This is a genomic window from Streptomyces sp. CLCI03 (genome assembly GCF_053615355.1).
Window position 1 is genome coordinate 5,752,861 of sequence record NZ_CM132132.1, and the last position, 22,969, is coordinate 5,775,829.

General features: G+C 72.1%; 23 protein-coding genes. 14 read left to right on the top strand and 9 right to left on the bottom strand.

From position 1 onward, the window contains the following. The first annotated feature begins 187 nt into the window (after positions 1 to 187). A complete protein-coding gene (locus tag ACWG52_RS26555; RefSeq protein WP_390139889.1) occupies positions 188 to 1,393 on the top strand; it encodes an enoyl-[acyl-carrier-protein] reductase FabV in 1,206 nt (401 codons plus the stop codon). 11 nt (positions 1,394 to 1,404) lie between these two features. Here the strand turns inward: ACWG52_RS26555 and pdxR are convergent, their stop codons facing one another. Beyond that, positions 1,405 to 2,805 (bottom strand): MocR-like pyridoxine biosynthesis transcription factor PdxR, encoded by a 1,401-nt coding sequence (gene pdxR, locus ACWG52_RS26560; protein ID WP_390139887.1) that lies wholly within the window; start codon positions 2,803 to 2,805, stop codon positions 1,405 to 1,407. Continuing rightward, entirely contained in the window at positions 2,802 to 3,230 is a 429-nt protein-coding gene (locus ACWG52_RS26565) for a MarR family transcriptional regulator (protein WP_389812559.1), read from the bottom strand. The genes pdxR and ACWG52_RS26565 overlap by 4 nt, the downstream gene beginning before the upstream one ends. A 219-nt stretch (positions 3,231 to 3,449) precedes the next feature. On the opposite strand from ACWG52_RS26565, the gene ACWG52_RS26570 reads away from it, so the two are divergent. After that, positions 3,450 to 4,298 carry an alpha/beta fold hydrolase gene (locus ACWG52_RS26570; RefSeq protein WP_389812303.1) on the top strand — a complete coding sequence of 283 codons (849 nt, stop codon included), beginning with the start codon at positions 3,450 to 3,452 and terminating at the stop codon, positions 4,296 to 4,298. A gap of 57 nt (positions 4,299 to 4,355) precedes the next feature. On the opposite strand, the gene ACWG52_RS26575 is transcribed toward ACWG52_RS26570, so the two are convergent. Next, positions 4,356 to 4,727, bottom strand: a complete 372-nt coding sequence (locus ACWG52_RS26575; protein ID WP_030730995.1) for an ArsC/Spx/MgsR family protein — start codon at positions 4,725 to 4,727, stop codon at positions 4,356 to 4,358. Between the two features lie 106 nt (positions 4,728 to 4,833). Between ACWG52_RS26575 and ACWG52_RS26580 the strand changes: the two genes are divergently transcribed. Then, entirely contained in the window at positions 4,834 to 5,085 is a 252-nt protein-coding gene (locus ACWG52_RS26580) for a hypothetical protein (protein WP_030012991.1), read from the top strand. Between the two features lie 137 nt (positions 5,086 to 5,222). On the opposite strand, the gene ACWG52_RS26585 is transcribed toward ACWG52_RS26580, so the two are convergent. Further along, the gene (locus ACWG52_RS26585) at positions 5,223 to 6,314 is read right to left on the bottom strand and encodes a PP2C family protein-serine/threonine phosphatase (RefSeq protein WP_453126149.1); all 1,092 of its coding nucleotides are present in this window, start codon (positions 6,312 to 6,314) and stop codon (positions 5,223 to 5,225) included. Positions 6,315 to 6,403: 89 nt separating this feature from the next. On the opposite strand from ACWG52_RS26585, the gene ACWG52_RS26590 reads away from it, so the two are divergent. The 3 genes from ACWG52_RS26590 to ACWG52_RS26600 all read left to right on the top strand — a co-directional run bounded on the left by ACWG52_RS26590 (position 6,404) and on the right by ACWG52_RS26600 (position 9,690). Next, positions 6,404 to 7,159 (top strand): VIT1/CCC1 transporter family protein, encoded by a 756-nt coding sequence (locus tag ACWG52_RS26590; protein ID WP_390139883.1) that lies wholly within the window; start codon positions 6,404 to 6,406, stop codon positions 7,157 to 7,159. 215 nt (positions 7,160 to 7,374) lie between these two features. Then, a complete protein-coding gene (locus ACWG52_RS26595) occupies positions 7,375 to 8,262 on the top strand; it encodes a TIGR01777 family oxidoreductase (RefSeq protein WP_389812293.1) in 888 nt (295 codons plus the stop codon). Positions 8,263 to 8,418: 156 nt separating this feature from the next. Beyond that, positions 8,419 to 9,690 carry an NAD(P)/FAD-dependent oxidoreductase gene (locus ACWG52_RS26600; RefSeq protein WP_453126152.1) on the top strand — a complete coding sequence of 424 codons (1,272 nt, stop codon included), beginning with the start codon at positions 8,419 to 8,421 and terminating at the stop codon, positions 9,688 to 9,690. An 88-nt stretch (positions 9,691 to 9,778) separates the two neighbouring features. Here ACWG52_RS26600 and ACWG52_RS26605 read toward each other — a convergent pair whose 3' ends face one another. Next, a complete protein-coding gene (locus tag ACWG52_RS26605; protein ID WP_389812288.1) occupies positions 9,779 to 11,218 on the bottom strand; it encodes a regulator in 1,440 nt (479 codons plus the stop codon). 173 nt (positions 11,219 to 11,391) lie between these two features. Between ACWG52_RS26605 and ACWG52_RS26610 the strand changes: the two genes are divergently transcribed. From ACWG52_RS26610 to ACWG52_RS26630, 5 genes are all read left to right on the top strand, one after another. After that, complete coding sequence (locus ACWG52_RS26610; protein WP_453126154.1) at positions 11,392 to 11,724, top strand: hypothetical protein; 333 nt, start codon at positions 11,392 to 11,394, stop codon at positions 11,722 to 11,724. A gap of 76 nt (positions 11,725 to 11,800) precedes the next feature. Further along, a complete protein-coding gene (gene lipB / locus ACWG52_RS26615; protein WP_389812282.1) occupies positions 11,801 to 12,601 on the top strand; it encodes a lipoyl(octanoyl) transferase LipB in 801 nt (266 codons plus the stop codon). A gap of 108 nt (positions 12,602 to 12,709) precedes the next feature. Next, positions 12,710 to 13,663 (top strand): lipoyl synthase, encoded by a 954-nt coding sequence (lipA, locus tag ACWG52_RS26620; protein WP_453126156.1) that lies wholly within the window; start codon positions 12,710 to 12,712, stop codon positions 13,661 to 13,663. A gap of 447 nt (positions 13,664 to 14,110) precedes the next feature. After that, positions 14,111 to 14,308, top strand: a complete 198-nt coding sequence (locus tag ACWG52_RS26625) for an SCO2195 family GlnR-regulated protein (RefSeq protein WP_030010916.1) — start codon at positions 14,111 to 14,113, stop codon at positions 14,306 to 14,308. A gap of 9 nt (positions 14,309 to 14,317) precedes the next feature. Further along, positions 14,318 to 15,016, top strand: a complete 699-nt coding sequence (locus ACWG52_RS26630; RefSeq protein ID WP_389812280.1) for a DUF4191 domain-containing protein — start codon at positions 14,318 to 14,320, stop codon at positions 15,014 to 15,016. 94 nt (positions 15,017 to 15,110) lie between these two features. On the opposite strand, the gene ACWG52_RS26635 is transcribed toward ACWG52_RS26630, so the two are convergent. Continuing rightward, positions 15,111 to 15,578 carry an RDD family protein gene (locus ACWG52_RS26635; RefSeq protein ID WP_389812278.1) on the bottom strand — a complete coding sequence of 156 codons (468 nt, stop codon included), beginning with the start codon at positions 15,576 to 15,578 and terminating at the stop codon, positions 15,111 to 15,113. Positions 15,579 to 15,763: 185 nt separating this feature from the next. Between ACWG52_RS26635 and glnA the strand changes: the two genes are divergently transcribed. Both glnA and ACWG52_RS26645 read left to right on the top strand, forming a co-directional pair. Continuing rightward, positions 15,764 to 17,173, top strand: a complete 1,410-nt coding sequence (gene glnA / locus ACWG52_RS26640; protein WP_365280185.1) for a type I glutamate--ammonia ligase — start codon at positions 15,764 to 15,766, stop codon at positions 17,171 to 17,173. 141 nt (positions 17,174 to 17,314) lie between these two features. After that, positions 17,315 to 17,890: a hypothetical protein gene (locus tag ACWG52_RS26645; RefSeq protein ID WP_389812275.1), complete on the top strand. Its 576-nt coding sequence runs from the start codon at positions 17,315 to 17,317 to the stop codon at positions 17,888 to 17,890. A gap of 68 nt (positions 17,891 to 17,958) precedes the next feature. Here the strand turns inward: ACWG52_RS26645 and ACWG52_RS26650 are convergent, their stop codons facing one another. Beyond that, positions 17,959 to 18,615: a TetR/AcrR family transcriptional regulator gene (locus tag ACWG52_RS26650; protein ID WP_389812273.1), complete on the bottom strand. Its 657-nt coding sequence runs from the start codon at positions 18,613 to 18,615 to the stop codon at positions 17,959 to 17,961. Positions 18,616 to 18,701: 86 nt separating this feature from the next. Between ACWG52_RS26650 and ACWG52_RS26655 the strand changes: the two genes are divergently transcribed. Next, positions 18,702 to 19,472 carry an SDR family NAD(P)-dependent oxidoreductase gene (locus tag ACWG52_RS26655; protein ID WP_389812271.1) on the top strand — a complete coding sequence of 257 codons (771 nt, stop codon included), beginning with the start codon at positions 18,702 to 18,704 and terminating at the stop codon, positions 19,470 to 19,472. Here ACWG52_RS26655 and ACWG52_RS26660 read toward each other — a convergent pair whose 3' ends face one another. Together ACWG52_RS26660 and aceE are read right to left on the bottom strand one after the other, a co-directional pair. Continuing rightward, entirely contained in the window at positions 19,473 to 19,991 is a 519-nt protein-coding gene (locus tag ACWG52_RS26660) for a DUF4240 domain-containing protein (RefSeq protein WP_389812268.1), read from the bottom strand. A gap of 114 nt (positions 19,992 to 20,105) precedes the next feature. After that, positions 20,106 to 22,802: a pyruvate dehydrogenase (acetyl-transferring), homodimeric type gene (aceE, locus tag ACWG52_RS26665; RefSeq protein WP_453126161.1), complete on the bottom strand. Its 2,697-nt coding sequence runs from the start codon at positions 22,800 to 22,802 to the stop codon at positions 20,106 to 20,108. Positions 22,803 to 22,969: the final 167 nt, after the last annotated feature.

Genomic DNA, 22,969 nt, shown 5'->3' on the forward strand with positions numbered 1-22,969 from the left:
GCCCGAGCGGCCCCGCCCCGCCCCGCCTTCTCCCAAGGACACCCACAACAATGGGCGGGCGCTTCTGGTGAAGATCGATATCGTGCGGTCGGGGCGGGCTCGCCGAGGATGTGGGTAGGGCCCCTCCCCGAGCGGGATCCGGGCCGGCGAACGTTGTTGACGATCCCCGCACCCGAAGGACCCACGAGTGAGCCTCCGCGAGATCAAGCCCGGCAACCGCGGCTACCTGTACGTCAACAGCCACCCGGTGGGCTGCGAGGCGGTGGTCGACCGGATGTGGGAGCAGGCCCCCGAGTCTGTCGGTGACCGGCCCGGTCCCGTCGCCCTCGTCATCGGTTCCAGCGCCGGCTACGGGCTGGCCGCCACGCTGGTCGGCCTGCGCGGCCACCGGATGCGCGGACTCGGTATCGCCTTCGAGGCCGCCGAGACCGAGCGGCGTACCGCCGGCGCGGGCTGGTACCGCACCGCGCGGACCGCCGAACTCGCCGCCGAGGCCGGCGCCGACTTCGGCTTCCTCAACGGCGACGCCTTCTCCGACGGAGTCAAGGACGAGGCCGCGAGCCGGCTCGCCGCCCGCTTCGGCAAGGTCGACCTGCTCATCTACAGCATCGCGGCCCCGCGTCGCACGGACCCGCTGACCGGCGAGGTCCACCACTCCGTCATCAAGCCGCTCGGCACCGACTACCGCGCGAAGACGCTCGTGTTCGAGGACGGCGTCCCGCAGGTCGGCGCGCTGCACCTGGAAGCCGCGGACGAGGCCGAGCGCGATGCGACCGTGCAGGTCATGGGCGGCGCCGACTGGCAGAGGTGGATCGACGTCCTGGAGACCAGGGGCCTGCTCGCCGAGGGGTTCCGGACCGTCGCGCTGTCGTACGTCGGCTCCGACATCACCGCCCCCATCTACCGGGCCGGAACCATCGGCGCCGCCAAGCAGCACCTGGAAGACACCGCCCGCGCCGTCAACACCCAGCTGGGGGGCACGGGTCACGCCCACACCGTCGTCGCGGGTGCGGCCGTCACCCAGGCCTCCACCGCGATTCCGAGCATCGCGCTCTACACCAGCATCCTGCACCGCGTCACCGGTGACGGTTGGCAGAGCACCGTCGATCAGGCGGCGACCCTGTGGGAGCAGCTCGCGGGTGACGCCGAGCTCGTCCTCGACGACGAGGACCGCATCCGGTTGGACGGTTGGGAGATGGACCCGCGGGTCCAGGCCGCCGTCCGCGCCACGTGGGACGAGGTCGGCGCCGACACGATCGCCGCCGAGGCGGACACCGGCTGGTTCCGTGACCAGGTCGGCCGGCTCTACGGCTGGGACGTTCCCGGCGTCGACTACGGCGTCGCGGCCGATACCTCCGTCGCCTGGCCCGCGGCCCCGGTGTCCGCCGGCTGATCGGGCGGGCCCTACCGGCCCACCACGCCCGCCAGGACGTCGAGCGCCCGGGTGAACGCCGAGTCCGGGGGCGCCGCGTAGCCGACCACCAGGCCCTCGCGGGGTGGGCTCGGGTCGGCCGGGTGCCGGTACGTCGACAGGCCGTCCAGGGCCAGGCCCGCGGCGCGGGCCGCCGCGAGGGCGGGGGACTCCCGGCCCGGGGGGAGTTCCAGTACGGCGTGCAGCCCGGCCGAGATGCCGGTCACCCGGACCTCCGGGGCGCGTGCCGCCAGTACGGTGGCCAGCTGGTCGCGGCGGTCCCGGTAGCGCAGGCGCATGCGGCGTACGTGGCGGTCGTAGGCCCCGCACTCGATGAAGTCGGCCAGGGCCAGCTGGTCCAGCGCGCTCGCCCAGGACTCCCGCAGGCCCTTCGCGGCCAGGACCTGGTCGCGCAGCCGGTCCGGGAGGACCAGCCAGCCCAGGCGCAGCGCCGGGGAGAGGCTCTTGCTCAGCGAGCCCGCGTACACCACGTGTTCGGGGGCCAGCCCCTGCAGCGCTCCGACCGGCTTGCGGTCGTAGCGGAACTCCCCGTCGTAGTCGTCCTCCACGATCACGGCGTCGGTGCCGCGGGCCCATTCCACGGCGGCGGCGCGCCGTGCGGGCAGCAGCCGGCCGCCCGTCGGGAACTGGTGCGCCGGTGTGAGCAGCAACGTGGGGATTCCGGAGGGGAGTTCCGTCGTCCGGGCGCCGTCCTCGTCGACCTGGAGGAGGTGCGGGTGGACCCCGGCGGTCCGGAGGATGCCGTGGTGGAAGGGCAGCCCGTACGCCTCGACGGCCCAGTCGGGGGGCCGGACGGACGTCAGGAGCCGTAGTCCGTTGGCGAAGCCGGAGCAGATCACGATGTTCTCGGGGCCGCAGCGCACGCCCCGCGCCCGGGAGAGATAGCCGGCCAGGGCTCGGCGTAGTTCGGGGCGGCCTTGCGGATCGCCGGGCCCGAAGGCCTCGGTGGGTGCCCCGGCCAGGGCTCGGCGGGCGCTCGTGGCCCAGGCGGCCCGGGGGAAGGAGGCGGGGTCGGGCTTGCCCTGGAGCAGGTCGTAGCGGGGTCGGTCAGGGGCGGGTCCGACCGCGGCGGTCGGAGCGTCGGGGGTCGCCACCCCTTCGGCGACGCGGGTGCCGGAACCTTGCCGGGCGGTGAACCAGCCCTCGGCGACCAGCTCGGCGTAGGCGTCGGCGACGGCGTTGCGGGCCAGCCCCAGGTCGGCGGCGAGCGTCCGGTACGGCGGCAGCAGGGTTCCGCCGGCCAGTCGGCCGCTGCGCACGGCGCCGCGCAGGGCTTGGGCGAGGGCGGTGCGTCGGGCGCCCTCGGTGGGGAGTTCGAGGTGCAGGTCGGCGCCGCCGGGTCCCGGGTCGGGGGTGGCCGCGGGCGTGGTCATGGGCGTGGCTCCGGTGCGAAGACGGCGTGGGTGGCCGTCAGGAAGCGGCGTACGGTCTCCCGTTCGGCGGGGTCGAAGCCGTCGAGGACCTGGAGCACGCCGTCGATCAGGGGACCGAAGAACTCCCGGCCCAGGTGGATCGCGGCCGGCTCCACGCGCAGCAGGATCCGGCGCCGGTCGTGGTCGTCGCGGACGCGTGCCACGTGGCCGAGTCGTTCGAGGCGGTCGATGACGGCGGTGGTGCCGGCGGAGTTGAGGCCGAGGCGGGTGCCGAGCAGGCCCGCGGTGGCCGGTTCGTCCGCGCGGGCCGCGTCCAGCAGGCAGATCAGGGCGCGCACGTCGGTGGGGTGCATGCCGTTGCGGGCGGCGAAGTCGCTCTGGCGCAGGCCGAATTCGACGGTCACCGCGCGGAGCAGGTGCACCAGTCGAAGGTTGTCGGGTTCCTCGTCGACGGGGGCCTGGTTCGTGGGTGCCCCGTGCGCGGGTTGCCGGTGGTCCGGGTTCCGGTTCTCGTCCACATCTCCCCCTGGCGGAATCTCTCGCTGAGCGAGATTATCGCCTGGCGAGAGAATACGGCGACAGTCGTTCCGTCGGACGGTCGGACGGTCGGAGGGGGAGAAGTGGTTAGGGCATCGCAGCGGGGCATGCGCCGGGCGTCTTCCTTCCGCGCCGCCTACGACGCGGCTCTCGGCCGGTGGCCCGGCCCCGTCGACTCCGTCGACCTGCCCACCCCGTACGGGGTCACCCGCGTCAACCGCTGCGGCCCGGCCGGCGCGCCACCGCTGGTGCTGCTGCCCGGCGGCGGAGCCACCTCCACCGTGTGGGGGGCCTGCGTCGCGGCCGGGGCGGCTCGCGCCCACCGGGTGCACGCCGTGGACCTCGTGGGCGACCCGGGGCTCAGCGTGCCGGCGGCCGACCGGGCGATCCGGTCCGTCGGGGACCTGGTCGGCTGGCTCGACGCGGTCCTCGACGGGCTGGGCCCGCACGGGCCGGTGACCCTCGCCGGGCACTCGTACGGGGCCTGGATCGCCGCCCACCACGCCGCCCTGCGCCCGGACCGGCTCGGCCGTCTGGTGCTGCTCGACCCGACCCAGGTCTTCACGGGGCTCCGCCCGGGCTACGTACTGCGCGCCTTGCCCGTGCTGACGCGGCCCACCCCGGAGCGGATCCGCTCCTTCCTCGCCTGGGAGACCCGCGGAGCCGCGCTCGATCCGGCCTGGCTGCGGCTGCAGGAGGAGAGCGCCGGGTTTCCCGCCGTCCGGCCGGTCACCGGGCCGCGACCGGACCTGGCCGGGCTCGCACACCCCTCGGGCGGGGGCCCGCGGGTCGACGTCCTCTTCGCCGGACTCGCCCGCTGTCACGACTCCGGCCGCGCCGCCCGGGCCGCGCGCGAGGTGCTGCCTGGCGCGGCCGTCGACGTACTGCCCGGTGTCGCGCACCACGCGCTGCCGCTGACGGCGGCCGAGGAGATCGTCCGGCGGCTCGCCCGCTGAGCACGGCCGCGATCTCGCGCGGCAACGCGATATCGGGCTGTCGCGGGGAGGGGCCTCCTAGCCCTTGCGGGACAGGGCCTCGCGGACGGCCTCCTCGGAGCGACCGACCACGGCCGTGCCGTCCTCGGCGGTGATGATCGGGCGCTGGATGAGCTTCGGGTGGGCGGCGAGGTGGGCGATCCAGAGCCCGCGCGCCGCGTCCGTCTCCTCGCGCGGCAGGTCCTTGACGCCGGTCTCCTTGGCGAGCGGGTCCGAGGTGCGCGTGATGTCCCACGGTTCCAGCCCGAGGCGGCCGAGCACCTCGCGGATCTCGTCCTCGGAGGGCACGTCCTCCAGGTAGCGACGCACCGTGTAATCGGCGCCCTCCGCGTCCAGCAGGGTCAGGGCGCTGCGGCACTTGGAACAGGCGGGATTGATCCAGATCTCCATGGCGGCAACCCTAACCGGGCGCGTCCGACCAGGGGCTTCTGTCAGTGGTCGCCGGTAAAATCGAGGGAGAACGACAGGAAGCCAACTACCGTTTGGGAGGCTGTAGATGGCCACTGCCACCACCGTCCAGCACGTCAAGAAGAAGCCGCTGCCGGCGGGGCTGCCCCGCGAGTGGTACGAGAGCCACAACCGCCGTCTGAAGGCGATGCGGTTGGCGATATCCCTGCTCGACTCGGGGACGTACGACGCTCGGCGCGCCACCAACCGGAAGATCCGGACGATGGCCGTCCGGACGGGGATCCACCGGCCGTCGAATGTCACCTGCAAGATGGTGCGGGCGTTCATCATGGAGTCGTAGGCGCGCCGGTCGCCGGTCGCCGGTCGCCGACCGTCGGTCGTCGACCGCACCGCACGACAGGGCCCCGACCGGCCGAGCGCCGGCCGGTCGGGGTCGGACCCTTGGACGACGCGCGGGCGCCGTCCGGGCACGGCGGGCTACGTCACCGGTTCCCGGCCGTCCAGGGACAGCAGCAGCAGGGCCACGTCGTCGTTCGGGCCGCCGTTCGTGAAGGCCAGCAGGTCCCGCCACACCGCCCCGAGCAGGCCCGCCGGGTCCCGCGCCAGTACGGGCACCCGGGCGGCCAGAGGGTAGAAGTGCCCCGTCGCGTCGCGGGCCTCCGTCACGCCGTCGGTGTGCAGCAGCAGCTGGTCCCCGGTGCGCACCACCAGTTCCTTCACCTTCGGCGGGGCCGGGCCGGCGAGCCCCAGCCCCAAGGGCGGCCCCGGCTCGACGATCACCTCCTCCACCGTCGATCCGCGGACCCGCAGGGCTGACGGATGCCCGCACGAGACGATCCGTACGACGTCCAGGCCGGGCGGGAACTCCAGCAGCACGGCCGTGGCGAACAGCTCCGGATGCTCGACCGAGGCGGCCGCCGCGTCCGCCACCAGCCGGCGGTCCAGCCGGGCCGCGACCGCCCCGAGCCCGGCGTCGTCGATCACGGCCTCGCGGAATGCGCCGAGCAGCGCCCCGACCGTGGCGACCGCCGCCAGCCCGTGCCCCTGTACGTCCCCGACCAGGGCCCGTACCCCGTACGGCCCGGCCCGTACGTCGTACAGGTCGCCGCCGACCAGCGTGCCGCGCTGCGCCGCCCGGTACAGGCCCGAGCAGCGCACCGGGCCCACCCGTTCCGGTACCGGTGGGAGGACCGCGAGCTGGGCGGCCTCCGCCACCGTCCGCACGCTGACCAGCTGCGCGTCCCGGCGTTGGCGGACCCAGGCGATCACCACGCTGAGCACGCCGACGGCGGCCACCGTGGCCAGGTCCGTGCCCCGGGCGTTGGCGACACCGAGCGAGTGGACGCCCAGCAGCAGCAGGACGATGCCGGCGAAGACCGCGGTCCCGGCCGCCCCGTACGCGAAGGCGGCCACCGGGGGGAGACCGGCCAGGAAGAACCCGAGCTCCGCGCCCGGGGTGACCGCCTGGGCCAGGACCAGCACGACCAGGGCCACGGCGGGCGCGATCCGGGCCCAGCGCGGCGGCGGCTCGCCGCGCAGCCATCCCGGCTCCTGACGTCGGCGTCTCACCCCTCCACCCTGGTACGGGGGCCGGCCCCGCGCACCCCGGACCGGCCCGCCGGGTGGCCCCGCGGGCCCCCGGCCGCGACAGTGGGGGCGTGACGGCAGGCGAAGGCGCGGGCAAGCGGCCCGGCAAGGCGCACATCGAGGCGCACGGCGAGGGCGACGGATCGCAGAGCGCGGAGATCAGCACACGGCTCAACTGGTTGCGCGCGGGTGTGCTCGGCGCGAACGACGGGATCATCTCCACCGCGGGCCTGGTGGTCGGTATGGCGGGGGCCACCACCTCGCGCTCGGCGATCCTGGCGGCGGGTGTCGCCGGGTTGCTGGCGGGCTCGCTGTCGATGGCGGCGGGGGAGTACGTCTCCGTCAGCTCGCAGCGGGACTCCGAGAAGGCCGCACTGGACCTGGAGCGCCGGGAACTGGCCGAGGAGCCGGAGGCGGAACTCGACGAACTCACCGATCTGCTCGCCGAGCGGGGGCTCAGCCGGGACGTGGCCCGGGAGGCCGCCGAGCAGCTGACGGAGCGGGACGCGTTGCGGGCCCACGCCCGGGTGGAGCTCGGGATCAACCCCGACGAGCTGGCGAACCCGTGGCACGCGGCCTTCGCCAGTCTCGTCGCGTTCACGGTGGGGGCGCTGCTGCCGCTGCTGGCGATCATCCTGCCGGGGCCGTCGCAGCGGGTGCCGGTGACGGTGGTGGCCGTGCTGGCCGCGCTGACGCTCTGCGGGGTGATCAGCGCGCGGCTGGGCGGGGCGCCGGTGCCGAGGGCGGTCGCCCGCAACGTCCTGGGTGGCGCCCTCGCCATGGCGGTCACCTACGCGGTGGGCACCTGGCTCGGCACGACCACCTGACCGGGGCTCCGCCCCGGACCTCGCGCCTCAAACGCCGGCGGGGCTGAAAGATCGCCTCAATCGCCGGCGGGGCTGAAGTTCAGCCCCGCCGGCGTTTGAGGCGCGGGCGCGGAGCGCCGTGCAGTGACGCCCGTCAGCGCACGCCCGTCCGACGAAGGACGACGACGCGCCCCGAACCGGCCGAGCACAGCGCAGCGACCCGGCAGGATGGGTCCATGCGGATTGCTGTGACCGGGGCGACCGGACTCATCGGAAGCGCACTCGTGCGGTCCCTGCGGGCGGACGGGCACGAGGTGGTGCGGTTCGTGCGGAGGGAGCCCGTCGGGGCGGACGAGGCGCGGTGGGATCCGGCGCGCGGGTACGTGGACCCGGCCGGTCTGGCCGGCTGCGGGGCCGTCGTGCACCTGGCCGGGGCCGGGGTCGGGGACCACCGGTGGACGGCCGCGTACAAGAGGGAGATCCGTGACAGCCGGGTGCTCGGCACTGCCGCGCTCGCGCACGCCCTCGCCGCCCTCGACGCGCCGCCCGCAGTCCTGGTCAGCGGTTCGGCCGTCGGCTACTACGGGGACACCGGCGACCGGGCCGTCGACGAGGACGCCCCCGCCGGGCAGGGGTTCCTGCCCTCGGTCTGCGTGGAGTGGGAGGCGGCCACCGCCCCCGCCCAGGAGGCCGGGATCCGGACCGCGTTCGCCCGTACCGGGCTGGTCGTCGCCCGTGACGGCGGGGCCTGGGGGCGGATGTTCCCCCTCTTCCGCGCCGGGGTCGGCGGCCGGCTCGGCAACGGTCGCCAGTACTGGTCGTACATCTCCCTCCGCGACGAGGTGGCGGCCCTGCGGCACATCATCGACACCCCGGGCCTGTCCGGCCCGGTCAACCTGACCGCCCCGGAGCCGCTGACCAACCGCCAGGTCACCGCGGCCATGGCCCGGGTGCTGCACCGGCCCGCGGTGCTGCCCGTACCGGCCGTGGCCCTGCGCGTCGCGCTGGGGGAGTTCGCCGAGGACGTGCTGGGCAGTCAACGGGCCCGGCCCGCGCGGCTGCTGGGGTCCGGCTTCGTCTTCCGTGACCCCGGCATCGAGCAGGCGATCCGCGCCGCGCTCTGAGATCCGCGTGCGACCACCGTGCGACCGTTTGTGACCCGTATGCGACCGCTGTGCGACCGAAGTTGACCGCAATACCCCGCCGAACTCGGGTTCCCCTTTAACCGGTTGGGGGAAGGAGGATCCCCACACAGCCGCGCCGACCTCGGGGAGGGGCACGTGCTCAGCAGCGCACACCATGCCGCACACCATGCGGACGTCGTCATCGTAGGAGCCGGAGTCTCAGGACTCGCGGCAGCGCAGCACCTGATCGCCGCCGGAGTCACGGTCACCGTCCTGGAAGCCGCGGACGACCCCGGCGGGCGGATGGCCACCGAGTCCGTCGACGGGTTCCGGCTCGACCGGATCGGCCAACTGCTCAACACCGCGTACCCGGAACTCGAACGCACCCCGGGCCTGCGGGCCCTGACCCTGCGCCCCTTCACACCGGGCGTCCTCGTCCACACCGACGGGAAACAGCTGCGGGTCGGGGTCCTCACCCCGGCCCGGGCCCTGGCCAGCCGCTCCCTCGACCAGGCCCGGATCAGCGCCGCCCTCGGCCGGTTCGCCACCCTGCCCGAGGAGAAGCTCCTCGCCCGTCCCGAACGCACCGCCCACGCCGCCCTGCGCTCCCGCGGGCTGCCGACACGCACCCTGAACGGGGCGCTCCGCCCCCTGCTCGCCACCCTGCTGCGCGACCCGGAGCTCACCACCTCCAGCCGGGTCGCCGACCTCGCACTGCGCACCTTCGCCCGCGGCCGGCTCGCCGTACCCGAGGGCGGCGCGGCGGCCCTGCCCGAGTTCCTCGCCGCCGCCCTGCCCCCCGGCACGGTACGCACCGGGGTCCGGGTCCGGTCGGTGGCCACCAACCTGGTCACCACCGAGGAACACGGCGACTTCCGCTGCCGTTCCGTCCTCCTGGCCACCGGGGCCCGCGCCGCCGCCGAGCTCCTGCCCGGCCTACGCGTGCCCGCCTTCCACGAGGTCACCGTCCTCCACCACGCCACCACCGCACCCCTGCCCCGGGACGGCACGCTGCTCCTGGACGGGGACCCCAACTGGCCCGTCTCCCACACGGCCGTCATGAGCGCGGTCGACCCGACCCGGGCCCCGGCCGGCCGGAGCCTGGTCACCACCACCGTGCTCGGCCCGCCCCCACCGGCGCGCACGGTCGCCGCACGACTGGCCCGGCTCTACGACACCCCCACCCGTGAGTGGGAACTCCTGGCCGTCCACCACACCCCGGAGGCGGTCCCCGCGATGCCCCCGCCGCACGACATGAGCCGTCCCGTACGGGTACTGGCCGGGCTGTACGTGTGCGGCGACCACCGCGACACCAACACCGTCCAAGGAGCCCTGCACTCGGCCCGCCGCGCCGCCGGCGCCGTCCTGCGCGACTTCGGAATCCCGCTCCCGGTCGCCCCGGAGCCCGCACTCCCGGTGGCGGCCTGAGAACACCTGACGACGCCGGCGGGGCCCATGCTCCCGCCTCGCCGGCGTGCCGGGCACGCGACCCGGACCCTCCGGCCGGCCCGCGGGGTCACGACAAGGCCGCCACCCGGTCCCGGTAGGTCCGCACCGCCGAGGCGTCCCGGTACGGCTCCAGCCGCCGCTCGAAGTCCCGTACGTACTCCACCGCCCGCACCGAGCGCATCTCCATCGCCTGCTGCGCCGCCTCCGCGCCCAGCGCGCACGCCTGGTCCAGCTCGCCCAGCCCCAGCCGGGCCGTGGCCAGCACCACCCGGCAGAACAGCCGGGACCGGGCGTACCCGGGCCCCCGCAGCTGCAGGGACCGCTCCGCGTGCTGCGCCGAGGCCCGGTACTGCTGGAGATCCCGGTGGCAGTGCCCGAACTCGTCCGCCAACTGCGCCTCGTCGAAGAACCGCGCCCAGTGCGGTACGTCGTCCCCCGGCCGGGCCGCGCCCAGCGCGCGTTCCGCCCGCACCAGGGAGGCGGTCGAGGCCCGCACCTCGCCGAGGACCGCGTGTCCGCGCGCCTCCGCCGAATGGAGCAGTGCCTGCACCACGGGCGGCGGGCCGGAGCCGACGCCCTGCTGGGCCACCCGGGCCAGTTGCACGGCTTCCCGACCGTGGCCGAGGTAGACCGCCTGCCGACTCATGGTGACCAGCACGTACGAGCCGTACGGGCGGTCCCCGGCCGCCTGCGCCAGCCGTAGCGCCTGCACGAAGTAGCGCTGGGCCAGCCCGTGCGCGGCGATGTCGTACGAGGTCCAGCCCGCGAGCCGGGTCAGATCGGCGGCGGCCGAGAACAACCGCCGCCCGGTGGTCTCCCCGTAGGTCCCGCGGAGCATCGGCTCGGCCTCGTGCTCCAGGTAGCGCACCAGGGCCTGCCGGGCGTGCCCGCCGCCGTACGCCTGGTCCAGGGTCCGGAACAGCTCGCCCACCGATCTGAGCGCCGCGATGTCCCCGCTGGTCACGCGCTGCCCGGGGCCGCGGTCGATCTGCCGCTGCCGGGGCACCGAGGCCCGTCCCTGCAGCGGGACGCGGGCCGAGGCGGGTTCCGCGCCCCGGCCGACCCGCTCGTCGGCCCGCCCGATCAGCCAGTCCCGGCTGGGCACGACCAGCCCGGCCGGGGTGAAGGCGATCTTCCGGAGCTCGGCGTGCGAGCCGGAGTCCTTGCGCCACAGGCCGCTCGCGATGTCCACGGCCTCCTCCGGGGTGGCCGCGAACTCCAGCCCGGCGTACACGGGCGCGCAGGCGTCCAGGCCCAGGTCCTGGGCCGAGAGGCGGCGTCCGAGGCGGCGGGTGAAGACCTCGGCGATCAGCGCGGGCGTGGTGCCGCGGGGCTGCTGGCCGCGCAGCCACCGGGTCACGGAGGTCTTGTCGTACCGCAGATCGAGACCGTGCTCCAGACCGAGCTGGTCGACGCGGCGGGCGAGACCGGCATTGGAGAATCCGGCTTCCGCGATCAGCGCCGCGAGCTGCCGGTTGGGGACGCGCTGGGCAGGTCGTTCCGTCATCGGCTCCACGGTTTCCTGACGTGACGGACCGGGGTCCCGGCCCTGTGAACGGCGTGAATGTAGCGGCGAACTTCGCCGATGCCGCCCTCTCTGCCCCACATTCATCCGATCGTGTGCAGAATGCGTAGGGCCCTTTACGGACCGGCCCCCTCCGCCCGCGTACGCTGCGGGCCATGACCCCTCGGCCCCACAGGGCGCACCTCCCCGAGGAGCGAACCGAATCCACCGCCCCGCTGCCCCCGCCCGAACTGACCGAGGCGGAGTGCCGGCGCTGCGGCACCTACATCGCGGGGCTGGACGGCCGGTACGCGTGCGGGGTGTGCGGCTGGGTCAACGACCACTCGGAGGGCCACCGGCGGCTGCCGCGCGCGGACGAGGACCCGGACCGGCCGCCCAAGGGGCGGCGCCGGCCGAAGCAGCTACCGGGACCCCCGCCGGAGAAGGGGTCGGAGCCCGGTCCGGGGCCCGGATCGGGGCCCGGATCGGGGTCCGGTCCGGGGCCCTGAAGGGGTTCGGGAGGGTCGCCGTACCCTTGCTCAGTGAGGTACGTGCACACAGCAGGTTCAACGAGGAGGCGCTGCGGTGGCTGAGCTTGGGTTTGTCCATCTGGGCTTCGGGCCGGAATCCGTCGAGTACACCCAGGCCTGGGAAGAACAGCGCCGGGTGCACGCGGCCCGCTTCGCGGACGAGATCGAGGACACCTGCCTGCTCGTGGAGCACCCGCCGGTCTACACGGCGGGCCGGCGCACCGACCCCAGTGAGCGCCCGCTCGACGGCACCCCCGTCGTCGACGTGGACCGCGGCGGCAAGATCACCTGGCACGGCCCGGGTCAGCTGGTCGGCTACCCGATCATGAAGCTGCCCCGCCCCGTGGACGTGGTCGCCCACGTCCGCCGCCTCGAAGAGGCCCTGATCCGTACCGCCGCCGAGTTCGGCCTGGAGACCACCCGTGTCGAGGGCCGCTCCGGGGTGTGGGTCCTGGGCGATCCCGTCGAGGAGCGTCCGAAGATCGGCGGGCTGTCGCTGGAGTTCGACCCCCGGCTGCACGACGAGGAGTTCGACGCGCGGCTGAACGGCCCCGAGTACGCCCCGTCCAACGCCGGCCAGCGCCGCGAGGACCGCAAGCTCGCCGCCATCGGCATCCGGGTCGCCAAGGGCGTCACCATGCACGGCTTCGCGATCAACGTGAATCCGGACAGCACCTGGTTCGACCGGATCATCCCGTGCGGGATCCGGGACGCCGGTGTGACCTCGCTCTCGTACGAACTGGGGCGGGAGATCACCATCGCCGAGGTACTTCCGGTGGCCGAACGGCACCTGAAGGATGTGCTGGAGCACGCGGAGCTGCGGCCCCGCGAAATCGAGCCGGCCGTGGGTTCCTAGCCCTCGGGAATGAGACCGGCCGCCCGCAGGTTGGCCGACGTAAGAGCGTATGAAATTACGGGCGTACCCTGGTGGGCGCCGAACAATCGAAGTCACAGGGAGCCGGTCGTGTCCGCAGTCGCACCCGACGGACGCAAGATGCTGCGCCTGGAGGTCCGTAACGCCCAGACCCCCATCGAGCGCAAGCCCGAGTGGATCAAGACCCGGGCGAAGATGGGTCCCGAGTACACCAAGATGCAGGCCCTGGTGAAGGGCGAAGGACTGCACACGGTGTGCCAGGAAGCCGGTTGTCCGAACATCTACGAATGCTGGGAGGACCGCGAGGCCACCTTCCTCATCGGTGGTGACCAGTGCACCCGGCGCTGTGACTTCTGCCAGATCGACACGGGCAAGCCCGAGGCGCTGGACCGTGACGAGCCGCGGCGCGTCGGCGAGTCCGTGGTCACGATGGACCTGAACTACGCCACCATCACGGGCGTCGCGCGCGACGACCTGGCCGACGGTGGTGCCTGGCTGTACGCGGAGACCGTGCGCCAGATCCACCAGCAGACGGCGGGCCGCGAGACCGGCCACACCAAGGTCGAGCTGCTGGCCCCCGACTTCAACGCGGTCCCGGAGCTGCTGGAGGAGGTCTTCGCCTCCCGCCCCGAGGTCTTCGCGCACAACGTCGAGACCGTGCCCCGCATCTTCAAGCGGATCCGCCCCGGCTTCCGCTACGAGCGCTCGCTCGACGTGATCCGGCAGGCCCGCGCCTACGGCCTGGTCACCAAGTCGAACCTGATCCTCGGCATGGGCGAGGAGCGCGAGGAGGTCTCGCAGGCTCTCAAGGAGCTGCACGAGGCCGGCTGCGAGCTCATCACCATCACCCAGTACCTGCGGCCCTCGCCGCGGCACCACCCCGTCGAGCGCTGGGTGAAGCCCGCCGAGTTCGTGGAGCTGGCGAAGGAGGCCGAGGAGATCGGCTTCTCCGGTGTGATGTCCGGCCCGCTGGTCCGGTCGTCGTACAGGGCGGGTCGCCTCTACCAGCAGGCGATGGAGAAGCGCAGCGGAGTCGTAGCGTAGGTTGCGGGTCCGCCCGAGGTACGAGGGCGGGCACGCGGCCGGAGCGGTGGCGAGGCGCAGCTCGACCGAAAGAACGAGAAGCGCAGCGGAGTCGTAGCGTAGGTTGCGGGTCCGCCCGAGGTACGAGGGCGGGCACGCGGCCGGAGCGGTGGCGAGGCGCAGCTCGACCGAAAGAACGAGAAGTGCAGCGCGTCGGTCTGACTCGTCCGAGCGCCGAGCGTGTGAAGTCGCGCACAAAGCGTTACTAGTGGGTAACACCGCATCGACGCGGCCCCTAGGCTCTTTCCTGAGGAAGAGTCCGGTGGGCCGCGTCAGTGTTTGCAACGTGTACATCACATTTGACCGACCGGTCACGCCCTGGTAACACCAGTCAGTGACGCTTGGTCCACGCACCGCACACACCGCTCGCATCACGCCGACGCGAGCATCGTGAAAGGGATCGACATCATGCAGGCCGCGCCCGTACGCGCCATTGCCATCCCGACGCTCTCCGACGCCTTCCGGGGCATCGAGTCCCTGCTGATGAGCGGGGCCCGCCGCAACGCCTGGACGGCGGTCCTGGAGGACCGCAAGAGGGCCAAGGATCGGGTCGAAACCGAACACGTACTTGAGGCCGCGGCTACCCGAACCCCGCAGGCCACGTAAACTCGCTGTATGGCGAGGAAGTCAAACGCAGAGACTGCTGCGAACCCCGGGCGACTGAAGCAGATCGCCCTGACGTACAAGATGACGCGCAAGGCGGACCCGAAGGTCGGTCTGATCGTCGCAGGCGTGGGCATCGTCACCTTCGGTGTCTTCCTCGCGATCGGCTTCTTGGTAGGGCACGAGTACTACCTGGGCATCCTGGGATTCCTTGTGGCGTTCCTCGCGATGGCGATCGTCTTCGGGCGACGGGCCGAGCGGGCTGCCTTCGGGCAGATGGAAGGCCAGCCGGGAGCGGCTGCGGCCGTGCTGGACAACGTGGGACGGGGCTGGACCACCACCCCCGCCGTCGCGATGACCCGGCAGCAGGACATCGTCCACCGTGCCGTCGGCAAGGCCGGCGTCGTGCTGATCGCCGAGGGCAACCCGAACCGGGTGAAGCCGCTGCTCGCGAACGAGAAGAAGAAGCTGGCCCGGATCATGCCGGACGTGCCGGTGCACGACTTCATCGTGGGCACGGGCGAGGGCGAGGTGCCGCTCAAGAAGGTGCGCACCACGCTGCTGAAGCTGCCGCGCGTACTGGCCGGCCCGCAGATCACCGAGATCAACGACAAGCTGCGCGCCATGGGTGACCTCATGAGCAACATGCCGCTGCCGAAGGGCCCCATGCCGAAGGGCATGAAGATGCCGCGCGGCGGAAAGATGCGCTGACCAGCTCACCTGATTTTCGTATACGACACAGGGGTGGCCCCCCGAGCCCGAGGCTCGGGGGGCACCCCTGTGTCGTACCGCGTGCGTGGAGGTTCTAGATGCGGACCTGGACGGCGCGGGCGAGCCGGTCGTGCAGGCCGCGGCCGTCGCGGTCCCAGATGAGCGCGGGGATGACCAGGGCCAGCAGCAGCGTGCGCAGCACCACGCGGACGATGCCGAGGCGGCCGCCGGACTCCGACACCACCCGGAGGCCCACGATCCGCTTGCCGGGGGTGAAGCCCACGGTGCCCACCGTCAGGATGGTGAGGGCCACGAAGAGCGCGAGGGTCCAGTTGCCCGCCGCGGTCAGGTCGCCGCCCGTGATCAGCCCGTAGGCAATCAGCTGGCAGCCGATCCAGTCGATCGCGACGGCGCCGAGCCGACGCCCGAAACGTGCCACCGAGCCGGGCCCCTGCTGGGGCAGGCCGAGCCGCTGACCCGGATAGCCGAAGTCGACACCCATCTCCTCGGCGGCCGCGCGGGGGCCGGAGAGCCAGGATCCGATTGCCTGTCTGTTGTCCACCCGAACACGGTACCCGTGGCGCCGCACGGCCCTCCGGCCGGACCCTGGTTAACTTGTGCGAAACAAATGGGTCATGCTTGGGAAATCCCGTCTGCTTATGGTCGGGTCAGCGTGCGGCACCGCACTGACGCACCACGAGCTATAAAGCCCGTCCCTGCCCCGGGGTCGGGAGTAGGAGGAGTTGGATGTTCAAGAACGCCGACGAAGTGAAGCAGTACATCGAGGAGAACGACGTCAAGTTCGTCGACGTCCGCTTCTGTGACCTGCCTGGTGTGATGCAGCACTTCACCATCCCGGCGCGAGCGTTCGACCCGGCGGAGGAGCTCGCCTTCGACGGATCCTCGATCCGCGGCTTCCAGGCGATCCACGAGTCCGACATGGCGCTGCGTGCCGACATCACCACCGCGCGTCTGGACCCGTTCCGCAAGGACAAGACGCTCAACATCAACTTCTTCATCCACGACCCGATCACGGGTGAGGCCTACAGCCGCGACCCGCGCAACATCGCGAAGAAGGCCGAGGCGTACCTCGCCTCCACCGGCATCGCCGACACCGCGTTCTTCGGCCCCGAGGCCGAGTTCTACGTGTTCGACAGCGTGCGCTTCGCGACCTCCGCGAACGAGGGCTTCTACCACATCGACTCCGAGGCCGGCGCCTGGAACACGGGCTCCGAGGAGAACAACCGTGGTTACAAGGTCCGCTACAAGGGTGGTTACTTCCCCGTAGCCCCGGTCGACCACTTCGCCGACCTGCGCGCCGAGATCTCCCTCGAACTGGACGCCCAGGGCCTCCAGGTCGAGCGTCAGCACCACGAGGTCGGCACCGGCGGCCAGGCCGAGATCAACTACAAGTTCAACACGCTGCTGGCCGCGGCCGACGACCTGATGCTCTTCAAGTACATCGTGAAGAACGTCGCCTGGCGCAACGGCAAGACCGCGACCTTCATGCCGAAGCCGATCTTCGGTGACAACGGCTCGGGCATGCACGTGCACCAGTCGCTGTGGGCGAACGGTGACCCGCTGTTCTACGACGAGGCCGGCTACGCGGGCCTCTCGGACACCGCCCGCTACTACATCGGCGGCATCCTCAAGCACGCCCCGTCGCTGCTGGCCTTCACCAACCCGACGGTGAACTCCTACCACCGCCTGGTGCCGGGCTTCGAGGCGCCGGTCAACATGGTGTACTCGCAGCGCAACCGCTCCGCCGCCATGCGCATCCCGATCACGGGCTCGAACCCGAAGGCCAAGCGCGTCGAGTTCCGCGCCCCGGACCCGTCCTCGAACCCGTACCTCGCCTTCTCGGCACTGCTGCTCGCGGGCCTCGACGGCATCAAGAACAAGATCGAGCCGATGGAGCCGATCGACAAGGACCTCTACGAGCTCTCGCCCGACGAGCACGCGAGCGTCCCGCAGGTCCCGACCAGCCTTGAGGACGTCCTCAAGGCGCTGGAGGCGGACCACGAGTACCTCCTGGCCGGCGGTGTCTTCACCCCCGACCTGATCGAGACCTGGATCGACTACAAGCGCACGCACGAGATCGCCCCGATCGCGCAGCGTCCGCACCCGCACGAGTTCGAGCTCTACTTCGACCTCTAAAAACGCCTGATGGGAGGCCCCCCGCCGCACTTTTCGGAGAGCGGCGGGGGGCCTTTCCGCTTTGACAGGGCCGCACGGGCGAGTGAGGGTGGAAATGACCTAAAAGCCCAATAAGCGAGACACGTGCGGAGGTGCATGAGAATGCGCCGTAAGATCGTTGCGGCAGCCATGGCGGGCGCCGCGGGAATCGCGATAGGTCTGCTGCCCGTCGCCAGCGCGTCGGCCTCGGTCGTCGCCGGAAATGGTGGTGGCGGCGGCAACGGCGGCTACGACTGCTGGCGCTACCCCTCGAACCGCTCCGACGCCCGGTGGAACGTCTGCTGCGACCGCGACTGGCGCAACCGTCCGAGCTGGTGCTGGGACCAGGGAGGCGTCGGCGGATACAACGACAACTGGCGCGACGACGGCTACTGGCGCGACAACAACCGGCACTCGAACTGGTCGAACTGGAACGACTCCGGTCGCGGTGGCAACGGTGACTGGGGCTACCACGACGACTGGGGCAACGGTCGTGGCGGCAACGGTGGTGACTGGGGCAACGGTCGTGGCGGTAACGGCGGCGACGGTGGCGGCAACTGGGGCGGCGGGGGCGGCGACGGCGGCGGCAACTGGGGCGGCGGCGGCGGTAACGGCGGCGACGGTGGCGGCGGCAACTGGGGCGGCGGCGGAGGAGGGGGCGGCGGTGGCGGTGGCGGCGGCTGGGGTGGTGGTGGCTGAGCCCCTCCCGTATCCGTAGGACCGCGAGCCCGACCCATGGGAGCGGATGCGATGCCCCTGCTCCTCCTCTAGCGGAGGAGCAGGGGCATCGCCCCTGTCAGGTCCCGCAGACAGCGGACCGCGAGCTCCGCGGGTGAGCCGGGCCCCGACACCGGCGCGTCCGTCGTCGACCACAGCTCCAGCGCGACGCGGATCGCATCCGTCGCCGCCGCCGCGAGCAGACGTACCTCCAGCGGGTCGGCCCCCGGGCCCACCAGTCGGGAGATCACCGGGACCAGATGCTCCTCGGAGTCCTGGTTCACGCGGTACCAGACCCCGCGCAGGGCCGGGTCGTCCACCGCCGCGCGCAGTAGGCCGCGCGTCACCTCCAGGCCCTCCTCGACCGCCTGCTGCCCGCTCAGCGAGCGGGTGACCGCGCGTTCCAGGGCCTCGTCCAGCGGCGTGCCGGGGTCCTCCTCGGCGAGCAGCGCGCGCCAGGCGTCACCTCCGCCCGCCAGCAGCGGGGCCACCGCCTCCTGCTTGTTGCGGAAGTAGCGGTAGAAGGTGCGCAGCGCCACCCCCGCCCGGTGGGCGATGTCCTCGGCGGTGGTGCCGTCGGGGCCGTGTTCGGCGAACAGATCGCAAGCCGCGCGGGCGATGTCGAGCTGGGTGGCGGCCTTGCGGCGCTCGGTCAGCGACTGGGCTCCGGGGCCGGCCTGGGGAGAGTACGGACGAGGGGATCTCACGGGTGAAGCGTACCCCTCGCCAACCTCGGCGATTACATTCTTTGTCGTCATGGCAAAACGTGCCACTACTTGGGTACGCTCGCGCCATGAACCGCTACGAAGGACGACGCGTCCTCATCACCGGCGGTGGCTCCGGCATCGGCCAGGCCACCGTCCACCGCATCCTCGCCGAGGGCGGCCGGGTCCACACCGTGGACGTCCAGGAGGCAGGCCTGAAGGCCACCGCCGACCGGGCGGCCGCCGAAGGTCACGCGGACCGGCTCACCACCGCGCTCCTCGACATATCCGACGAGAACGCCGTCAAGGAGGGCGTGGCCGCCGCGGTCGACGCCCTCGGCGGGCTCGACGTACTCGTCAACGCCGCCGGCATCCTGCGCTCCGAGCACACCCACCGGACCACCCTCGACCTCTGGAACCAGGTCATCGGGGTCAACCTCACCGGCACGTTCCTGATGATCCGCGAGTCCCTCCCGGCACTGCTCGCGGGCGACCGGCCGGCCGTCGTGAACTTCAGCTCCACCTCGGCGTCCTTCGCCCACCCCTACATGTCCGCCTACGCGGCCAGCAAGGGCGGCATCCAGTCCATGACGCACGCGCTGGCCGCCGAGTACAGCAAGCAGGGCCTGCGCTTCGTCAGCGTCGCACCCGGCTCCATCGAGAGCGGGATGACCACCGGCACCGGCCCCGGCCTGCCGGAGGACACCGACTGGTCCCTCTTCACCAAGCTGGCCCCGGCCCTCGGCCAGGGCTTCGCCGGCCCGCAGACCGTCGCCGGCGTCGTCGCCATGCTCGGCTCCGAGGACGGGGCGTTCATCACCGGTACGGAGATCCGCATCGACGGTGGCACGCACTACTGATCAGCCGCGGAACCGGTCCCACAGCCGGGGGAAGCGCTCCGCGAGCACGGCTTCGTTCTCGAAGTCCAGCGGGGCGCCCTCCGGCTCGGCCGCCTGCAGCGGGACGCCCAGATCCGGCGCCACCGCCCCGGTCAGCTGCTCGTAGGCCTCGTCGGCCGCGTACCCGAGCTCCTCGCCGTCCCCGTCGATCTCCTCGTCGAAGGCGCCCAGCAGCTCCGCCAGCTGGTCCGGATCGTGCACTGCGCCCTCGAACACCTCCCGCCCCTGGCCGATCAGCCAGCAGCGGAAGTAGTCGAAGGCGTCGTCGCTCGCCCCGTCGAGCAGCACCCAGGCCGCACCCCACAGGTCCCAGGTGTACGCCCGGTTGTACCGGGACTCGAAGTGCCGGGCGAAGTCGAGGACGGAGTCCGGGTCGAGAGTGGCGAGCCGCTCCACGAGCAGCTCGGCGTGTTCCTCGGGGTCGCCGTCGGCGGCCTCGCGGGTACGGTCGACGATCTCCCAGAACTCCGTCTCGTCCATCACCGCTCCAGCATCACGGGTGCGCCCCCGCGCCGCCACCGCTCGTACGGCGAAAGGCCGGTGTCCGACCCCCGCGGGGGTCGGACACCGGCCTTTCGGCTGTCGCTCGGAGCCTCAGAGGCCGTAGCGCTCCCGGGCCTCCTTGACGGCGGACGCCGGCACCTCGCCGCGGCGGGCGAGCTGGGCCAGCGCGGCCACCACGATCGACTGGGCGTCGACACCGAAGTGGCGGCGGGCACCCTCACGGGTGTCGGACAGACCGAAGCCGTCCGTACCGAGCGAGGTGTAGTCCTGCTCCACCCACTGGCTGATCTGGTCCGGGACCTGACGCATCCAGTCGGAGACGGCGAGCACCGGGCTGGTGACGCCCTCCAGCGCGCGGGTGACGTACGGGGTGCGGACCTCGCCGCGCAGCAGCGCCTCGTCGCACTCCAGCGCGTCGCGCCGCAGCTCGCCCCAGGAGGTGGCGGACCAGACGTCGGCGGCCACGTTCCACTCGGCGGCGAGGAGCTTCTGCGCCTCCAGGATCCAGTGGATCGCCGTACCGGAAGCCATCAGCTGGATCTTCGCGGCATCGGCGGCCGGGGCCGCCTCCGCCAGGTCCGCCGCCGTGTTGAAGCGGTACAGGCCCTTGAGGATGCCCTCCTCGACGCCCTCCGGCATCGCCGGCTGCACCTTCGGCTCGTTGTAGACCGTGAGGTAGTAGAAGACGTTCGAGTCCTCGCCGGGCGTCGGCTCGCCGTACATGCGACGCAGACCGTCCTTGACGATCACCGCGATCTCGTACGCGAAGGCCGGGTCGTAGTTCAGCGACGCCGGGTTCGTGGACGCGATCAGGTGCGAGTGGCCGTCCGCGTGCTGCAGGCCCTCACCGGTCAGGGTCGTACGACCGGCGGTGGCGCCGACGATGAAGCCCTTGCCGAGCTGGTCGGCGAGCTGCCACATCTGGTCGGCGGTGCGCTGCCAGCCGAACATCGAGTAGAAGATGTAGAACGGGATCATCGGCTCGCCGTGCGTCGCGTACGACGTGCAGGCGGCGATGAAGTCGGCCATGGCGCCGGCCTCGGTGATCCCCTCGTTGAGGATCTGCCCGTCCTTGGCTTCCTTGTAGTACATGAGCTGGTCGCGGTCGACCGGCTCGTACGTCTGGCCCAGCGGCGAGTAGATGCCGGCCGACGGGAAGAGGGACTCCATACCGAAGGTACGGGCCTCGTCGGGGACGATCGGCACCCAGCGCTTGCCGGTCTCCTTGTCCCGCATCAGGTCCTTGACGAGGCGGACGAAGGCCATGGTGGTGGCCATCTCCTGCTTGCCGGAGCCCTTGAGCAGCGGGGCGAAGGAGCGGTCCGCCGGGGCGGGCAGGGCCACGTGCTTGACCTTGCGGGCCGGGGCGGGGCCGCCGAGGGCCGCGCGGCGCTCGTTCAGGTACTGGACCTCGGGGCTGTTCGCGCCCGGGTGACCGTACGGGACCTGGCCGTCGGCGAAGGCGCTGTCCGGGATCGGCAGGCCAAGGAGGTCACGCATGTCCTTGAACTCGTCGATCGTCAGCTTCTTCATCTGGTGGTTCGCGTTCTTCGACTCGAACCCGGCACCCAGCGTGTAGCCCTTGACGGTCTGCGCCAGGATGACCGTCGGCGCGCCCTTGTTCTCCAGGGCGGCCTTGTACGCGGCGTAGACCTTGCGGGGCTCGTGGCCGCCGCGGGAGCTGTGGAAGCACTCGGCGATCTTCGCGTCGGGGAGCACACCGGCCAGCTGCACGAGCTCGGCGTTGGCGCCGAAGAAGTGCTGGCGGATGTAGGCCACGTCGCGGGTCGCGTACGTCTGGAACTGCGCGTCCGGTACCTCGCGCAGGCGGCGTACGAGGGCGCCCGTGGTGTCGAGCTGGAACAGCTCGTCCCAGGCGGAGCCCCACAGCGACTTGATGACGTTCCAGCCGGCGCCGCGGAACTGGGCCTCCAGCTCCTGGACCACGCGGAAGTTGGCGCGGACCGGACCGTCGAGGCGCTGCAGGTTGCAGTTGATGACGAAGGTCAGGTTGTCGAGCTGCTCGCGGGAGGCGAGGGCCAGGGCGGCGGTCGACTCGGGCTCGTCCATCTCGCCGTCGCCCAGGAAGGCCCAGACGTGCGAGTTCGCGGTGTCCTTGATGCTCCGGTTCTGCAGGTAGCGGTTGAACCGCGCCTGGTAGATCGCGGAGAGCGGGCCGAGGCCCATGGACACCGTCGGGAACTCCCACAGCCACGGCAGGCGCCGCGGGTGCGGGTAGGACGGCAGGCCGTTGCCGCCGGACTCCTGGCGGAAGTTGTCGAGCTGCTGCTCGGAGATCCGGCCGTCGAGGAAGGCGCGGGCGTAGATGCCGGGGGATGCGTGGCCCTGGATGTAGAGCTGGTCGCCCGATCCGTCGGCCTCCTTCCCGCGGAAGAAGTGCTGGAAGCCGGTCTCGTAGAGCCACGCGGCGGAGGCGAAGGTGGCGATGTGGCCACCGACGCCGTACTTGGAGCCGCGGGTCACCATGGCGGCCGCGTTCCAGCGGTTCCATGCGGTGATCTTGGCTTCCATCTCCTCGTCACCGGGGAACTCGGGCTCCGCGGCGGTCGGGATGGTGTTGACGTAGTCCGTCTCCAGCAGCTTCGGCAGGGCGAGGCCGGCGGCCTCGGCGTGCTGCAGCGTGCGGCGGAGCAGGTATTCGGCGCGGCGCGTACCGGCGGCCTGTGCGACGGCGTCGAGGGAGGCCGCCCATTCGGCGGTCTCCTCGGTGTCGCGATCCGGGAGCTGGTCGAGCTCGCTCGGAAGCTTTCCTACGGGGTCGGACATTGCTGTGCGCCGCCTTCCGGACAAAGGAGAGGTGGTGAAAAAATCCCTGACGGGCAGGACAGGGTCGGTGGACCTGGTTGAGGTCCGCGACGACTGTAAATCGCTGATCGATGATCGATCAAATAAAAGTGACAATGAAACGTCCATCCGGCGAAAGTCGGCACCGC

Bases quoted from the DNA above. Each gene is read 5' to 3' on its own strand.
- pdxR (WP_390139887.1), bottom strand. From the start codon at position 2,805: ATGACCACGCCCGCGGCCACCCCCGACCCGGGACCCGGCGGCGCCGAC.
- ACWG52_RS26570 (WP_389812303.1), top strand. From the start codon at position 3,450: ATGCGCCGGGCGTCTTCCTTCCGCGCCGCCTACGACGCGGCTCTCGGC.
- ACWG52_RS26575 (WP_030730995.1), bottom strand. From the start codon at position 4,727: ATGGAGATCTGGATCAATCCCGCCTGTTCCAAGTGCCGCAGCGCCCTG.
- ACWG52_RS26580 (WP_030012991.1), top strand. From the start codon at position 4,834: ATGGCCACTGCCACCACCGTCCAGCACGTCAAGAAGAAGCCGCTGCCG.
- ACWG52_RS26595 (WP_389812293.1), top strand. From the start codon at position 7,375: ATGCGGATTGCTGTGACCGGGGCGACCGGACTCATCGGAAGCGCACTC.
- ACWG52_RS26605 (WP_389812288.1), bottom strand. From the start codon at position 11,218: ATGACGGAACGACCTGCCCAGCGCGTCCCCAACCGGCAGCTCGCGGCG.
- ACWG52_RS26610 (WP_453126154.1), top strand. From the start codon at position 11,392: ATGACCCCTCGGCCCCACAGGGCGCACCTCCCCGAGGAGCGAACCGAA.
- ACWG52_RS26625 (WP_030010916.1), top strand. From the start codon at position 14,111: ATGCAGGCCGCGCCCGTACGCGCCATTGCCATCCCGACGCTCTCCGAC.
- ACWG52_RS26630 (WP_389812280.1), top strand. From the start codon at position 14,318: ATGGCGAGGAAGTCAAACGCAGAGACTGCTGCGAACCCCGGGCGACTG.
- glnA (WP_365280185.1), top strand. From the start codon at position 15,764: ATGTTCAAGAACGCCGACGAAGTGAAGCAGTACATCGAGGAGAACGAC.
- ACWG52_RS26645 (WP_389812275.1), top strand. From the start codon at position 17,315: ATGCGCCGTAAGATCGTTGCGGCAGCCATGGCGGGCGCCGCGGGAATC.
- ACWG52_RS26655 (WP_389812271.1), top strand. From the start codon at position 18,702: ATGAACCGCTACGAAGGACGACGCGTCCTCATCACCGGCGGTGGCTCC.
- ACWG52_RS26660 (WP_389812268.1), bottom strand. From the start codon at position 19,991: ATGGACGAGACGGAGTTCTGGGAGATCGTCGACCGTACCCGCGAGGCC.
- aceE (WP_453126161.1), bottom strand. From the start codon at position 22,802: ATGTCCGACCCCGTAGGAAAGCTTCCGAGCGAGCTCGACCAGCTCCCG.